General features: G+C 48.7%; 13 protein-coding genes, 2 tRNA genes and 1 pseudogene. 12 read left to right on the top strand and 4 right to left on the bottom strand.

Annotated elements, in window-relative coordinates; genetic code table 11:
• Nucleotides 1–50: 50 nt before the first annotated feature.
• Together agp and SAQUA_RS14325 are read left to right on the top strand one after the other, a co-directional pair.
• Entirely contained in the window at nt 51–1280 is a 1230-nt protein-coding gene (gene agp, locus SAQUA_RS14330) for a bifunctional glucose-1-phosphatase/inositol phosphatase (RefSeq protein WP_380677145.1), read from the top strand.
• A gap of 141 nt (nt 1281–1421) precedes the next feature.
• Nucleotides 1422–2117: a 4'-phosphopantetheinyl transferase gene (locus SAQUA_RS14325; protein ID WP_380677147.1), complete on the top strand. Its 696-nt coding sequence runs from the start codon at nt 1422–1424 to the stop codon at nt 2115–2117.
• On the opposite strand, the gene rarD is transcribed toward SAQUA_RS14325, so the two are convergent.
• Nucleotides 2114–3007 carry an EamA family transporter RarD gene (rarD, locus tag SAQUA_RS14320; RefSeq protein ID WP_380677149.1) on the bottom strand — a complete coding sequence of 298 codons (894 nt, stop codon included), beginning with the start codon at nt 3005–3007 and terminating at the stop codon, nt 2114–2116. The two genes, SAQUA_RS14325 and rarD, sit on opposite strands and share 4 nt — an antisense overlap.
• A gap of 139 nt (nt 3008–3146) precedes the next feature.
• Here rarD and alkB point away from each other — a divergent pair, with 139 nt between their 5' ends.
• Entirely contained in the window at nt 3147–3794 is a 648-nt protein-coding gene (gene alkB, locus SAQUA_RS14315; RefSeq protein ID WP_380677151.1) for a DNA oxidative demethylase AlkB, read from the top strand.
• Here alkB and SAQUA_RS14310 read toward each other — a convergent pair.
• Nucleotides 3777–3962: pseudogene (locus SAQUA_RS14310) on the bottom strand (transcriptional regulator); the annotation flags it as partial. The gene alkB and the pseudogene SAQUA_RS14310 overlap by 18 nt on opposite strands.
• Nucleotides 3963–4482: 520 nt before the next feature.
• Here SAQUA_RS14310 and SAQUA_RS14305 point away from each other — a divergent pair.
• From SAQUA_RS14305 to SAQUA_RS14265, 9 genes are all read left to right on the top strand, one after another.
• Nucleotides 4483–5202 carry a winged helix-turn-helix domain-containing protein gene (locus SAQUA_RS14305; RefSeq protein ID WP_380677153.1) on the top strand — a complete coding sequence of 240 codons (720 nt, stop codon included), beginning with the start codon at nt 4483–4485 and terminating at the stop codon, nt 5200–5202.
• A 20-nt stretch (nt 5203–5222) separates the two neighbouring features.
• Nucleotides 5223–6560: an ATP-binding protein gene (locus SAQUA_RS14300; protein ID WP_380677155.1), complete on the top strand. Its 1338-nt coding sequence runs from the start codon at nt 5223–5225 to the stop codon at nt 6558–6560.
• A 136-nt stretch (nt 6561–6696) separates the two neighbouring features.
• A complete protein-coding gene (locus tag SAQUA_RS14295; RefSeq protein ID WP_380677209.1) occupies nt 6697–7248 on the top strand; it encodes a tyrosine-type DNA invertase in 552 nt (183 codons plus the stop codon).
• 194 nt (nt 7249–7442) lie between these two features.
• Entirely contained in the window at nt 7443–7778 is a 336-nt protein-coding gene (locus SAQUA_RS14290; protein WP_380677157.1) for a YtcA family lipoprotein, read from the top strand.
• Nucleotides 7779–7781: 3 nt separating this feature from the next.
• Nucleotides 7782–8831 carry a multidrug transporter subunit MdtN gene (gene mdtN, locus SAQUA_RS14285; protein ID WP_380677159.1) on the top strand — a complete coding sequence of 350 codons (1050 nt, stop codon included), beginning with the start codon at nt 7782–7784 and terminating at the stop codon, nt 8829–8831.
• A complete protein-coding gene (locus tag SAQUA_RS14280; RefSeq protein WP_380677161.1) occupies nt 8815–10701 on the top strand; it encodes an FUSC family protein in 1887 nt (628 codons plus the stop codon). Before mdtN ends, SAQUA_RS14280 begins: the two co-directional genes overlap by 17 nt.
• Nucleotides 10702–10705: 4 nt before the next feature.
• Nucleotides 10706–12247 carry a TolC family protein gene (locus SAQUA_RS14275; protein WP_380677163.1) on the top strand — a complete coding sequence of 514 codons (1542 nt, stop codon included), beginning with the start codon at nt 10706–10708 and terminating at the stop codon, nt 12245–12247.
• A gap of 303 nt (nt 12248–12550) precedes the next feature.
• Nucleotides 12551–12624 (top strand) — tRNA-Cys (locus SAQUA_RS14270).
• 10 nt (nt 12625–12634) lie between these two features.
• Nucleotides 12635–12720 (top strand) — tRNA-Leu (locus SAQUA_RS14265).
• Between the two features lie 120 nt (nt 12721–12840).
• On the opposite strand, the gene SAQUA_RS14260 is transcribed toward SAQUA_RS14265, so the two are convergent.
• Both SAQUA_RS14260 and SAQUA_RS14255 read right to left on the bottom strand, forming a co-directional pair.
• Nucleotides 12841–13857, bottom strand: a complete 1017-nt coding sequence (locus SAQUA_RS14260) for a tyrosine-type recombinase/integrase (RefSeq protein ID WP_380677165.1) — start codon at nt 13855–13857, stop codon at nt 12841–12843.
• Complete coding sequence (locus SAQUA_RS14255) at nt 13857–14045, bottom strand: DUF4224 domain-containing protein (protein WP_380677167.1); 189 nt, start codon at nt 14043–14045, stop codon at nt 13857–13859. The genes SAQUA_RS14260 and SAQUA_RS14255 overlap by 1 nt, the downstream gene beginning before the upstream one ends.
• Nucleotides 14046–14233: the final 188 nt, after the last annotated feature.

Genomic DNA, 14233 nt, shown 5'->3' with positions numbered 1-14233 from the left:
TGGCGAACGTTAACCTATTAAAAATAATCATTTTCCTGGAGCTTCTGCGGATGAGAATAAAAACGTTACTACTGTGTCTACCGCTGTTATTCAGCGGCGCGGCGCTGGCTGATAATGAAGGGTATCAACTGGAGCAAGTGTTGGTGATGAGCCGCCACAACCTGCGTGCACCGCTGGCAAACAATGGCAGTGTGCTGGCACAATCCACCCCGAAAGCCTGGCCACAGTGGGAGACACCGGGTGGACTGCTGACCACCAAAGGCGGGGTGCTGGAAGTGTATATGGGCCACTATTTTAACGCCTGGTTAAAACAGACCGGCTTATTGCCAGAGGAAGGATGCCCAGCCAATGACAGTGTCTATGTGTATGCCAACAGTCTACAGCGCACCGTAGCGACCGCGCAGTTCTTTACCAGCGGCGCCTTCCCTGGATGTGATATTCCTGTCCATCATCAAGACAAAATGGGGGAAATGGATCCCACGTTTAACCCGATTATTACCGATAACAGCGAAGCCTTTAATCAACAGGCGCTGAGTGCTATGAACGCCAAATTAGCTTCTCTGAAGCTGGATGGCGCTTACAAGCAACTGGCGCAGATTATCGACTACAAAGATTCTGCCGCCTGTAAAACAGATAAACATTGTGATCTAACCGCCGAGCCGAGCAAGATGAGTGCCGTGCCGGGGAAAGAGCCGGGCGTTTCAGGGCCGCTGAAGGTAGGGAACTCGTTGGTAGATGCGTTTATGTTGCAATATTACCAAGGCTTCCCAATGAAAGACGTAGCCTGGGGCAAGATCGTCACGCCGCACCAGTGGCAGCAGTTAGCTCTGCTGAAAGACGGCTATCAGGATTCCTTGTTTACCTCGTCGATCATTGCCCAGAACGTAGCTAAACCTTTGCTGACTTACATTAACTCAGCGTTGGTCGGTGAACGCAAAGCAGACACGCCAAAACTGACCGTGCTGGTGGGGCATGACTCCAATATCGCTTCACTGCTTTCAGCCATGAAATTCAAGCCTTACCAGTTGCCGAATCAGTATGAGAAAACCCCGATTGGTGGCAAGCTGGTATTCCAGCGCTGGCACGACGGCAAGGGGGAGCGCGATCTGCTGAAGATTGAGTACATTTATCAATCTACCGAGCAATTACGTAATGCAGATCCGCTTACGCTACAGGAACCGCCGCAGCGGGTTACGCTGGCATTGGAAGGTTGCCCAGTTGATAAAGACGGTTTTTGTGCCTGGAAGGATTTTGAAAAAGCCATGAAGGAAATTCTGTAACAACCTAGGCTGTGCCCCTCAAATGACCGCCAGCGGCGCTCGCGTGCAAATGAGGGACACAGCCTAATACCGTAGGGACGGTATCCTCCGTCTCTACGGCTATATATACTGAGCTATCAGCTTCTTAACCTCGGACGAAACGTGCTCTCTCCTTTTGTTACCCACGTTGAAATTATCCCTGTATCTGCTTTCTCTGGAGTGATTGCGCAATGCCACTTCTCTGTGGCGGATTATCAAGACGATCTGTTTGCCCTGGCCGGGTACTATTTTCCTGAACACTTGGCATCTGCGGTGGCAAAAAGACGAGCTGAATATCTGGCTGGCCGTTTTTTGGCTCGGCAAGTATTGGCATCATTCGGGCACCAGAATTTCATCCTGCTGCGAGGCGAGGATCGTGCGCCAATATGGCCAAACGGTATCGCCGGAGCAATCAGCCATAACCTTGATACGGCACTCTGTGCTGCGCAGTTTGACCATGGAACCACAGGTGTGGGTATTGATGTCGAGACACAAATGCCACCCAAACGAGCGGAAGAGTTGTGGAGTGGTATTGTTGACGACGCCGAGTGCCTGTGGTTACGCCAGCAGCCGCAATCTTTCAATCTGTTACTAACGCTGGTTTTCTCCGCTAAGGAGAGCTTGTTCAAAGCGCTTTATCCGCAGGTACGCTGCTACTTTGACTTTCTGGATGCGAGGATAGTTGCGCTGGACATGCAGCAATGTACCTTCGAGCTGGAGTTAAAGAAAACACTGACGCTATGCTACCAGGCAGGGCAGTGCTTCACAGGGCGATTTTGGCAAAAGGGTGACAACGTCACAACATTAATTCACTTTTAAGACGGTGTACTTGCTTTCCTTCGCGACAACAAATGTTTCGCGCCTTCCAACATCAGCAATACTACAGCCAGCCAAATGGGAATATAGGTTAGCCATTGGTTGTGGTTGATAGTTTCACCCAGCAGCAGGGCAACGATCACCAGCAACACGGGTTCCACATAGCTCAGCAAACCAAACAGGCTCAACGGCAGCATACGGCTGGCCAAGATATAACATACCAGCGCCAATGCGCTGATAATCCCCAGCAGCGGGATCTGCAGATACAGTAATGGCTTGGTCGTCAAGGCCACCAATGGTTCGGGTCCCCCAAGAGCAAACAGAATAGCGACAGGTAACATCAATGCCAATTCACACCATAATCCGCCCAGATTATCGGTTCCCAACTGACGGCGTAAAATAAAGTAAACCGGGTAGCCGAGGGCGACCACCAGCGTCGGCCAGGAAACCCCACCTACCTGAATAAGCTCGTTGCCAACACCAACCAATGCACACATGGCGGCCAGTTTTTGCAGCAAAGACAGGCGATCGCGGAAAAATACGCGTCCTGAAAGCACCATGGTTAAAGGCAACAGGAAATAACCGAGAGAAACATCCAGCGCCTTGCCGTGAAGAGGTGCCCACAGGAATAGCCAGAGCTGTACGCCCAGTATGGTAGTGGTAAGCAGCAAAAACATGACATGCAGTGGGCGCTGTCTGAGCCAGAACAGCATATCTCTGACCCGCTGCCAATCCCCTGAAAAAAGCATAAACAGCGTCAGGAAGGGCAGCGTCAGCAAAGTGCGCCAGCCGTAGATTTCTTCCCCGTCGAGTGGGGTGAGCATTGAGGTGTAGTAATACATCACGCCAAACAGAAACGAGGCAATGATGGAAAGAGTGATGCCCTTGATCACGAGCGATCCTGGTTATGGATAAAGTTCTTTGCGGCTACTGTAGTGAAGTTTTCTTGCGATAACAATGTAATACACCGGACTGTACAATTTTCACCTAACGGTTAAAATTATATCTGTTTATTTATACAGGTTTTGGGTAATGACGATCGATTTGTTTGAGGATCTACCGCAGCCGCCTTGGCGCGAAGAGATTGCTCCGGGCGCGGTGGTAATGCATGGCTTTGTCCGTGAGCACGCTGCCGCTTTACTGGCTGCGGTTAACAGCGTGGTGGTTCAGGTTCCTTGGCGGCACATGACAACGCCCGGTGGCTTCACCATGTCGGTGGCGATGAGCTGGTGTGGCAATGGCTGGAACAGTGACAGCAACGGCTACCGATATTCGCAGCGTGATCCTGGCAACGGGAAACAGTGGCCTGCCATACCCGATATCCTGATGGCATTGGCTGATGAAGCCGCCCTACAGGCCGGATTTGGCCACTTCGTTCCCGACGCTTGTTTGATCAACCGTTACGATCCGGGCAGCAGGCTTTCGCTGCATCAGGATAAAGATGAATGTGATTTTACTGCACCTATCGTTTCAGTGTCGTTGGGGCTACCGGCCATCTTTCAGTTCGGGGGTTTGCAACGCAATGACAAAACTAAACGCATTCCCTTGGCACATGGTGACGTTGTGGTCTGGGGCGGCCCGTCGCGCTTGTGTTACCACGGCATTATGCCAGTGAAAGAAGGTTACCATTCGCTGGTGGGATCGCACCGCATTAATATCACCTTACGCAAGGCATTCTAACGCAGGTTGCTGGCCAGGGCAGGCCACCAGATAATCGATAAATACCCGCAGCTTGGCAGGTAAATATTGCGTAGGGGTATACAGCAGCCACAGATCGCCGCAGTAGCTACTGAGAAAATCCCACTCAGGCAACACCTGCACGATTTCGCCGCTCTCCAGCTCCGGCCGGGGGAAGGGCGCATAACTTTTGCATCAGGCACACAGGCGAAAGTGCTGGAACAAGAGTATCTGCAGAATGAACTGAATAACTTAATCACTGCTGATTTGCCGCGAGTGCCACTTGCGGTCATTTGCGTGCAGGGTAAGGTGTGTTATTAAGAAAAATCCGAATGCAATGCTCCCCATTATCCTATACATCCATTTTTTAAGTTGCAGGCAACCAACGCCGCGGCAGTTATATTTAGTTGGGCAATTACTGCGTCTTTTTATCTTGCATTTTCAGACGTTATAAATTAACTGCACTAGGATACTGATGTGTTTCTCACCGGCCAGCTATAGGTAGAACTGAGAATAAAATAAATCATTTAGGCTTTCACAAAAGCTGAACTGCATACATACTTGCAAAAAAGAGTATGTTTTTGAAACTCTCACATACGCCAGTGAGTAACAGCAACGATATCTTATAAAATCATGAAGTTATCACAGAATAGTGAGTTGCGTTTTTCTGGCTAAGCAAGGGAGAATCGTTATGAACGAAAAGAAAACCATTGTTCTTGTTGAGGATGATACTGGCCTTGCAACGCTGATTCGTGATTTTTTAATTAATCATATGTTTGAGGTTATCGTGGTCAGCGATGGCAATGCAGCAGTGGAGTGTATCCGGCAGCATAATCCACACTTGGTACTGCTGGATATCATGTTGCCTGGAAAAAGCGGTATGGATATTTGTAAGGAGATCAGAGAGTTCTATCATGGTCCTGTCATCATGTTAACCGCGTTGGGGGATAGCCTTGATCAGGTTCTGGGATTAGAGCTTGGTTCCGATGATTACATTGTTAAACCGGTTGAACCCAGAGTTTTGTTGGCACGGATCAGGGCACAACTACGTCGCGTTAATAAACCTGTTGAAGCGGAAAGCAAAACGGTTGCCAACCCAGTCCTGGACCTAGGGCAACTGGTTATTTCCCCGGATTCTCGAACGGTTTTTCTCTACCAGCAAGAAATTCCTATGACAACTGCAGAATTTGACCTGTTAATGCTGCTGGCCAAAGATGCAGGCAAGGTGTTGACCCGCGATCAACTGTTGATGGCTCTGAAAGGCATTGATTTTGATGGGCTGGATCGTACGATAGATATTCACATATCCCGGTTGCGTAGAAAGTTGGATGATAATACCGAACACCCGAGTAAAATAAAAACAGTCAGGGGAAAGGGATATCTTCTTAACCGCGATGGCTGGCAAGAATAGAACAATTTGGGCATTTGAATATGAAGATAAAAAGCTGGCCTAAAATAGTGATGTTCCTGAAGTTCTACTTATTTTGCCTGCTATTTGGTTCGGGTGTCTATGCTATTATTGATTATGTAAAAATACGCACTTTAGAATCGTTAACCGCTCAGGCACGTTATGAAATCATTCGTGATTCCGCTAATTTGTTAGAAAGAAAATATCTTTTATATAGAGATGCCGATATAGATGCTAAGTTCAATGCGTTAAGCGAATACTCTATTTACTCATTAAGAATAGAAAATGTTTTGAAACTACAAGAAATACTTCCGCCCGAAAAATATGCCAGAATGCTTACAGGTGAGACGGTCTTGCTTGATAATGATGTTGCGTTTAAAAAAATAGAAGGAACTAACAAAGTACTCTCTTTTAATGTAAGGGATTTTAATATCGACTCTTCCAAGAGTAAAGGCGCTATCCGACATCGCGTGTATATTAATGGCATGATATGGCTTTCCCTACTACTTGCTATATTCTGCTACACTTGGTTGAATCCTATCTGGCGTGACGTTAAAAAAGTGCGTGAAAAAGCCTTGCTCCTGAGCGCCGGGGACCTTAGCGCGAGAGTGGGAAAGGCTTCCTCTACTGTATTTCATCCGATAGCTTCGGCGTTGGACGAAATGGCAGATAAAATCAAGGACGCAACTTTGATGCGCCGAGCGATGACAAACACCATGGCTCATGAATTACGTACACCGATTGCCAGAATACGCTTTCACCTTCATAACTATCTTGAAACGACGGATGATAATAAAAAAGAGCTGATAATAGATAATATCTATCAGGAGATTCACGATGTAGAGTCATTGATTGACACTGCGTTGAGTTATGCCAGCGTGGAAAATTATAATAAAATTCTATCACCACAGAAACAGTATATATCAACCTGGTTTGATGAAAAAATAAATGGTGAGCTAACGGGAAGTAGGAGCATAATATTTATAAAGAATTATGGCAGCGATTTAGGATGGGTTTATATGGATATGAACCTGATGGCTCACGTGTTGAGTAACCTACTAGGGAATGCTAAAAAATATGCTAAAAGTACGATTAGAGTGAGTGTGAAACGCACCGAAGATATGCTTACTTTCTCTGTCGAAGATGATGGTAAAGGTGTCGCAACAGAGGATTTAGACAATGTTTTTAAACCCTTTTATAGAGGGAAAGGGAATAAGAAACTGGGGATAAGAGGTTTTGGTCTGGGGTTGACGATTGTGGATAAAATCGTTTCCTTACATCGGGGATATGTCTATGTGACAACGTCCGAACTAGGGGGGGCGTGTTTTACGGTTGAAGTGCCTTGTGATTACCAGCAGTAATTTTACAATTAGAAATATCAGCTACAAAACGCAACATAGGTGCATCAAAATACAACCAATAAATAACCAAATCTACCGCCTAGAAGCAGTTTGAACCCGTAGCATAAGGGCACAAATCAGCAATAGGAAGCAAATGGTGAGAACAAGAAAGTATTTGAATGAAGATGAAGTGAAGCGTTTGCTGGCTAGTGTTTCACAAGGGGATAATTACTATCGCGATAAATGCATGATCTTGATGTGCTATATCCATGGTTTCCGCGTGAGTGAGTTGACTGCGCTGAAACTCTCTGACATCGACCTGGTCAACAGAAAGGTTCACATCAACAGGTTAAAAAACGGTTTCTCAGTTCAACATCCGTTACACGATAGCGAAATCGAGTTGATCAAAGCCTGGCTTGCCCAGCGTTCAACTTATCTAAATGCCGATAGCGAGTGGCTATTTCTTTCCCGTCATGGGACTCGCATCTCGCGCCAAAGGTTCTACAGAGCGATTAAAGGTTTTGGTGAGGCGGCTGGAATTAGTGTTGTCGTGACGCCGCACATGTTACGTCACTCTTGCGGTTATGCGCTGGCAGAACAGGGGGTGGATACCCGTTTGATTCAAGATTATCTCGGGCATAAAAATATTCGTCATACTGTGCTTTATACCGCCAGCAATGCTGCCAGGTTCAAGACAATTGTATTTTAAACACCAGCAGTACCGGAGCAATTGACAGCATACTTCTGTTGTCAACAGGATCAGGTTATCAGCAGCCTTCGGCCCATATACTCGAAGTCCGGCATACTTTTGCTCGTTTCAAGCCTGCAACATAAGGAGCTTTCCGTATAATATAGTTATACTGACTTTTTAGCGGATGACGCAGCGTGAATTGGAACCGTTCAATGAATGAGATGACTTCCAGCAGGAAGCCGCAGTGGGCTCGTTTCAGGTGTTTAACTGCTATTGGTACCAATATGAGCCGTGGAATAGCCATTCTGGTACTGGCTAATACCCTTGGTGGTTGCGCGCGCGTTGCTGCACCTTCTTTTTCGCTGTTGGGCTCATATTTTCCTTCCTGGCTGGCATGCGCCTTTATCGGTGTGATTGCAGCGGTGATAACGCGGGTGGTGTTTATTCGCGTTAGTATCGATGAGGTGCTGCCATGGCGATTATTTGTTTATGTCTGCCTAGCGCTTACTGTGGCATTTGTCTGTTCTCTATTACTGTTTGCGCGGTGAATAATGAATAAATTACTCAGCGGTGTGAACAAACGTAAACTGGCATTAATTGTCTCGGGGTTGGTGATCCTTGCCGCAGCGATAACAGGGTGGCTTTCAGTGCGGCAGACGACGCTGAATCCATTGTCTGAAGATGCGGTACTTGGAGCCAGCGTGGTACATATAGCCAGTTCGGTTCCAGGGCGGATTACTTCATTAAATGTGCAGGAGAACAGTAAAGTCAGCAAGGGCGACCTGCTGTTTACTATTGAACCCGATCTCTATCGTCTTCGAGTGGAACAGGCGCGTGCCGAGGTGAAAATTGCCGAGGCTGCGTTGGATACGCAAAATAGAACGGTCGTTGCAGAACAATCCAATGCAGCGGTGACCAATCAGCAGATTGTTCGGGCACAGGCCAATCTCAAATTAGCCACACAGACGCTGTCAAGGTTACAGCCTTTGCTAGCTAAAGGGTACGTGACGGCACAACAGGTAGATGATGCTGCAACGGCTAAACACGATGCCGAAATCAGCTTAAAACAGGCATTGAAGCAGTCTTCTGCTGCAGAGGCTTTGGTCAGCAGCACGGCAGCGGCAGAAGCATTACTCGCCGCGCGCCGCGCCGCCCTGGCGATTGCAGAGCGTGAGCTGGCAAATACCGAAGTTCGAGCCCCGAATGATGGCCGGGTTGTCGGCCTTACCGTATCTGCAGGAGAGTTTGTTATATCCGATCAGGCAGTTTTTACGCTGATCAATACTGAACACTGGCATGCCTCAGCATTTTTCCGTGAGACGGAGTTGGACAATATCAAAGTGGGTAATTGTGCCACCGTTTATGTGATGGCTTCACCCAAGCGCGCAATTCAGGGGCGGGTTGAAGGCGTCGGCTGGGGCGTCAGTACTGAGGATTTGTTGAATATTCCGCGCGGTTTGCCTTATGTACCGAAGTCGTTGAATTGGGTTCGTGTGGTTCAACGCTTTCCGGTGCGCATCAGCCTGGATAATCCACCAGAAGATTTGATGCGTGTAGGAGCAACCGCAGTGGTTGTAGTCCGAAATGACCACGACTGCTGAAAGCAGGTTTGGCGGCATGATCCGCCAGGCAAAAGCGGATTTGGTTTTTTTCCCTGGCAGATTCGCTATGGCCTGGCGCGTTGCGGCACTCTGTGCGCTTATGACACTGGTTGCCATGGTTTATGGGATCCCGGAGTCTGCGATCAGCTGCTATCTGATTCTTTTCGTCATGAAGCCGGATGCGGTAGAAAGCATGGTAATGGCTATTGCGGTCACCATCCTGGTGACACTGGTTGTCGGGCTGGTTTTTCTCCTTATACATTTCACGCTGGATGCTGCCCCGCTGCGTATCGCCACTCTGATAATCAGCTCGTTTCTATTCCTCTATTTAGGCTCTGCGAGCAAACTTGGCCCGGTGGCGAGTATTGTTGCGCTGGTCATCGCTTTTGTGATGACGTTACTTAGCGATGTTCCTCTGGGCGAGGTAGCCACGCGGGGGCTGCTCTATGCCTGGCTAATGGCCGTTTCCCCGATGTTATTGATCATCGGGTTTAATCTTTTCCTTGGCCGCGCACCACAGCGGTTACTGCGCGTTACTCTTTCCGAACGGTTATTGGTTGCCGCAGAAGCGTTGCGGCAACTCGATGCCAGCAACCTGAGCAAGATCGGCGAACAGTTGCAGGAAGGGCAAAGCGAACATCGGAAACGGGCGCTTTTTGTCCGTATTTTTCATCTGCGCCCCGTTGCAGAAGCTAAATGGCTGGAAAGTGCCGTACAAAGTAGCTACCGATTGTTGCTGGCAGTCTCGGCTTTGCCCTCCACCACGCCGGAGAAGGTGAGATTAGAACTTGCCGCCTATTGTACTGAAGCTGCGCGGCTGGTTGCCGCAGGGCAGCTTGCTGCTGAACCACATTTCACCTTCAGGTATGAAAGTGATGTGGTTGAAGAAATCAGAAACACGTTGGTTGCTTTGGCTTGCCCGGATCCTGATCAGGATCCTGAACGCCCAAAAACCTCATTCTTTGCTGCCGATGCATTTACTAATCCTGTCCATCAGCGTTTTGCATTAAAAACGACGATTGCTGCCCTGTGTTGCTATCTGATTTATACCGCATTGGACTGGCAGGGTATCCATACTGCATTGATTACTTGTTATGTTGCGGCCTTGGGCACTACCGGCGAAACGGTGCATAAACTGGTGCTACGGATCGTTGGCTGCTTGTTAGGAGCCTTGATGGGTGTGCTGGCGATTGTTTTCATTATTCCGCATATTGCTGGTATTGGTGAGCTGATGGCTCTGGTTTTTGGCGGAGCGCTGGTGGCGGCATGGGTTTCGTGTGGCAATGAGCGCATTTCTTATGCTGGGGTACAGGTCGGGCTGGCTTTTCTACTCACGGTTTTACAGGGCTTTGGGCCAAGTACTGATATGAACGTCGCATCTGATCGGGTGATCGGTATTCTACTGGGCAATCTGGTGGTGTATTTGATCTTCACCCGCCTGTGGCCGGTCGCCATTGTGCAGTCTGTACGCATGCGTATCGGCACTGCCTTGACGGGGTTGGCAAACCTCGCGGCGCTGTCATTGGGTGCTCGGTCAGCCGCTCTGAGGGAGGCAACAGCCATTGAGGCAGAGATCACTCTGGCACGGCAAGAACTGGCACTTGTTCCCTTTGAACCGGCACAATTAAGGCCCAGTGCGGATGAACGCGCGCGCCTAAAGGCAATATTGGAAGATGTAGAAAAATTGTGTATCAGTCTCTTTATACCAACTGAAAAGCTGGCGTCTGATGTTGAAAAACTTCGCCGTCTTTCGATAGAGGGAGGGAGTAGTTTGGTATCCGACGGGCAATACCCTGAGCAAGAATCTTCGCCGGATGATCTGACTGTTCAGCAGCGTATAAAACGACTTGAGGCATTACTGGGAACTTGAAGAGATGATGAAGCTCGCTGCAGCCAAAATATGCCTTACTTGTACGGTGATAAGCCTATGCACCATGATTGCGGGTTGTGCCACCGATCGTTTAGATCTTGCACCTGCATCCTATTCCGAACCTTGGCGATCTGGTGCGAATGTTGCCGCCGCCGCTGATTTTTCTGTACCGCCTAATCCAGCCGTGGCTGAAATTGCGCAACCACCGCAAATAAACCGTGCGCATATTTACTCGCTTCCTGAGTTGATTGATATAGCCCAGAATCAGAACCCTGATACACGAATTGCCTGGCAGCAGGCTCGACAGGCTGCGCTCGCGGTAGGAATGGGGGAGGCGGTATTTTTACCGATGATCTCGGCAAGTGTTATTGGCGGCTACCAAAGTACCAGAGCGTCATTGCCTTACTCTGTCGGCAGCATCAATGATGTTAGTACAACGGGGAGTGCTGTCGTTCCCGCTCTGGCATTGCAGTGGCTGCTGTTTGACTTCGGGCAACGAAGCGCGTTGCTTGACGCAGCGAAACAAGTCTCTTTCGCTGCTAACGTGACGTTTAATGGTATGCACCAGAAGTTGATCTACGATGTTACACGCACTTACTTCCAGTATGGTGCGGCGCAAACCCAGACACGGATAGCGCAACAGACGCTACAAAATAGTCTGAAGATTCAGGATGCAGCTGAGCAACGCCGGAAAAATGGTATTGCCACGGTGGTTGAGGTTGCTCTGGCGCAACAGCAGGTTGCACAGTCTGAGTTGCGCCTTGTGACTGCCAAAGGCAGCGAACGCGATGCCTATCAGGCCCTGCTTGGCGCAATGGGAGTTTCGCCTTCATTGGCTATCAAGGTGGACTATGTTGATGATCGTACTCTGCCGGAGGTCGCTAGCTTGCCTACGGAGAAGATGATCCGGCTGGCCCTTTCGCAACGCCCCGATGTGCTTGCCAGCTACGCCGCGGCTAAAGCTGCTACGGCAGGTATCAAAGCCGCTGAAGCTGATTTCTTGCCGAAGGTCTATCTTGCCGGTGCTGTTGCAGGTGGCGATGGACGTTTTGATGTTCAGGGATTACCGGGGATCAGCCAGCAGACTTCATCTTCCAGCATTTTGCTCGGTGTTAGCGTGCCGCTCTACGACGGTGGCATACGCGCTGCACGCGTCAAAGAAGCGGAGTCGCGTGCGGCCGTTGCGGCAGAAGGGTTCAAGAAAACGCAAGAATTGGCTGTGCGTGAAATTGTGGTAGCAGCCGATACATTGAGTTCGGCACTGGAGGCTAACCGTGCGGCATTAAAGCTGGTTAAAACGTCACTAATTGCTTACGACGCCGCACTGGAATCATATCGCAATGGCGTCGGTACCATCACGGTGGCCAATGAGGCGGCAAACGGTTTGTTGAACGCCCAACAAATGAGCACTGATGCGCATGCCGCGTCTTTGGTCGCTGCGGCCAATCTGGCTTTTGTTATGGGGAAAATGACGAACTCTTCAGAGTCGTTTACGCAAACTCGAATAGATCCCCTGATGATAGATAATATACAGCCGCCTAACTGAAGTATTACCGGCACCGTCAAAAGCCTCATTGGAGCATAATACTATTCCCAATTGACTGAATTGATTAGATTATATGCAGAGTAGTCAAGTATTGAGCAAACAAGCGCAACTTTGCGGGCAACGAAAATTTTTTAGTTGCCAACCTTTTTTAATTAGTACATAATCCCGCACATCGAAAGCACGGGTGGGTTGGAAATATAAGTGTTTTCAGAGAGATAGAGCTCAAATAAGTGCATGTCTCATAAAAGAATTTAGTAAAGCTGGTAATTACGAGCTTAAGCCTGAAAAGGTAAACAGAATTAAGGCGCGTTAACAAAGCGGTTATGTAGCGGATTGCAAATCCGTCTAGTCCGGTTCGACTCCGGAACGCGCCTCCAACTTTCCCGAGCCCGGGTGGTGAAATCGGTAGACACAAGGGATTTAAAATCCCTCGGCTTATGGCTGTGCGGGTTCAAGTCCCGCCCCGGGTACCACATTGATTTATAAAGAATTATTGACCGCCTTAACGGCGGTTTTTTTGTGCTCTAAATCACGTTTCAGAACATTTTCAGAAGATGATTTCAGAAGATAAAATCTGGAATCAGCATAGAAATTCATTTTTTCTGATTACCTACCACTGGCACAATCTTAACTTTCCTGTCGTAAATAGCCGTTTGGCTCGAATTCTTGTGGCCGGAAATCGCCTGTTTTTCACTGAGTGAACCTTCTAAATCTGAAATGCCTTTTGCCTTCAAATCATGAAATGTGAAATCAATGTCGAGGCTAGGATCGGCAGCTTTGGCCGCTAACTTTGCGTTGCGCCATTTTGAGTTAAACCCGTCACGCGTGTAGCGGCTGCCGTTATGCTGGTGTATTACGTAGACGCTAGCTATACCGTTTGAAATGGGTACCGCGTCAGCCAGTGCCACGGCAGCGCGCAGCCTGTCAGACCATGCTTTGATCTGCTTGGCTCCCGTTTTACCCTGGCAGATATAGATCCCGGTTTCTAGAATCTGGTCGCGGGTTAACGCAAGCACGTCGCTTTGTCTGGCACAGCAGAGATAAGCCAGCTCCATTACTGCACGAACAATATCTGGAGCAACGGCGTAAACAGCGGCGTATTCGGCGTCCGTGATGTAGCGTTCCCGGCTCTTTTCCTTGTATTGCCGAACCCCCTTACACGGATTCCCCTTCACGTATCCGCGTTCATAACCCCAACCAAAAACCCGCGACATAAACGTTTTTTCTCTGTTAGCCTGCGTCTTGCTTTTTAATCCCCGTTTATCCATATATCGACGAACATGTTCTGGTTTAATATCATCGGGCCGCACATCGCCAAATACCGGCATTAATTTATTCGCGTACTTGTGATAATCCTTCTGGGTTTCAAATGCCAAGTCGGTAAATTCTGCAGATGTTAGGAACCGATTCGCCAACGTATTAAAAGTTTCATCATCCTTCTGTTGCTCGATATATTTTTCATATGCTGCCCATACAGCAGACTGAGCGCAATCGAGGGCACATAGCCTTATCACACGGCCATTATTATGTTTGAATTCATAAGCAGAGCGGCCGCGATAAACTCGCGGCGGCATCCAGTGATCAGCGGGGTTTTTTCTTTTACCGGCCATTACATTGCCTCGAAATTAGGCTCTTTCGGGGCCGGTTTCTGTGGTTCGTTGCGGTATTTGACAGGGTTTAAGAAATGCCCCCAAGTGGTTTTTGGGTGACCGTCCGGGCGCTCAATGAAAAATATCCCGGCACGGCGCAGAGCCTCACACTGCTTAGATTTATAATGATGACCGGTCAGTTCGATCATCTCCTCCTTGGTGATTATGTCGTGGTCGTTTCGCATTTTGGTCTTTCCTCGGTTTCATCACTCTGGCGATTGCGTCGTCGGTCACACGACACGCCCGGGTGATATCGTCTTCACTAAGTTGTTTTTTCCGTACGCTTGCGGATAAACGGCCTATCTTGATATCGAAATCTGAGAGTAGGCGCGCGCCT

The organism is Serratia aquatilis, assembly GCF_044865145.1.
Lineage (GTDB): Bacteria > Pseudomonadota > Gammaproteobacteria > Enterobacterales > Enterobacteriaceae > Chania > Chania aquatilis.
Note: the sequence above shows the minus strand (reverse complement) of the source record. Positions and strands in the feature narration are given on the sequence as shown.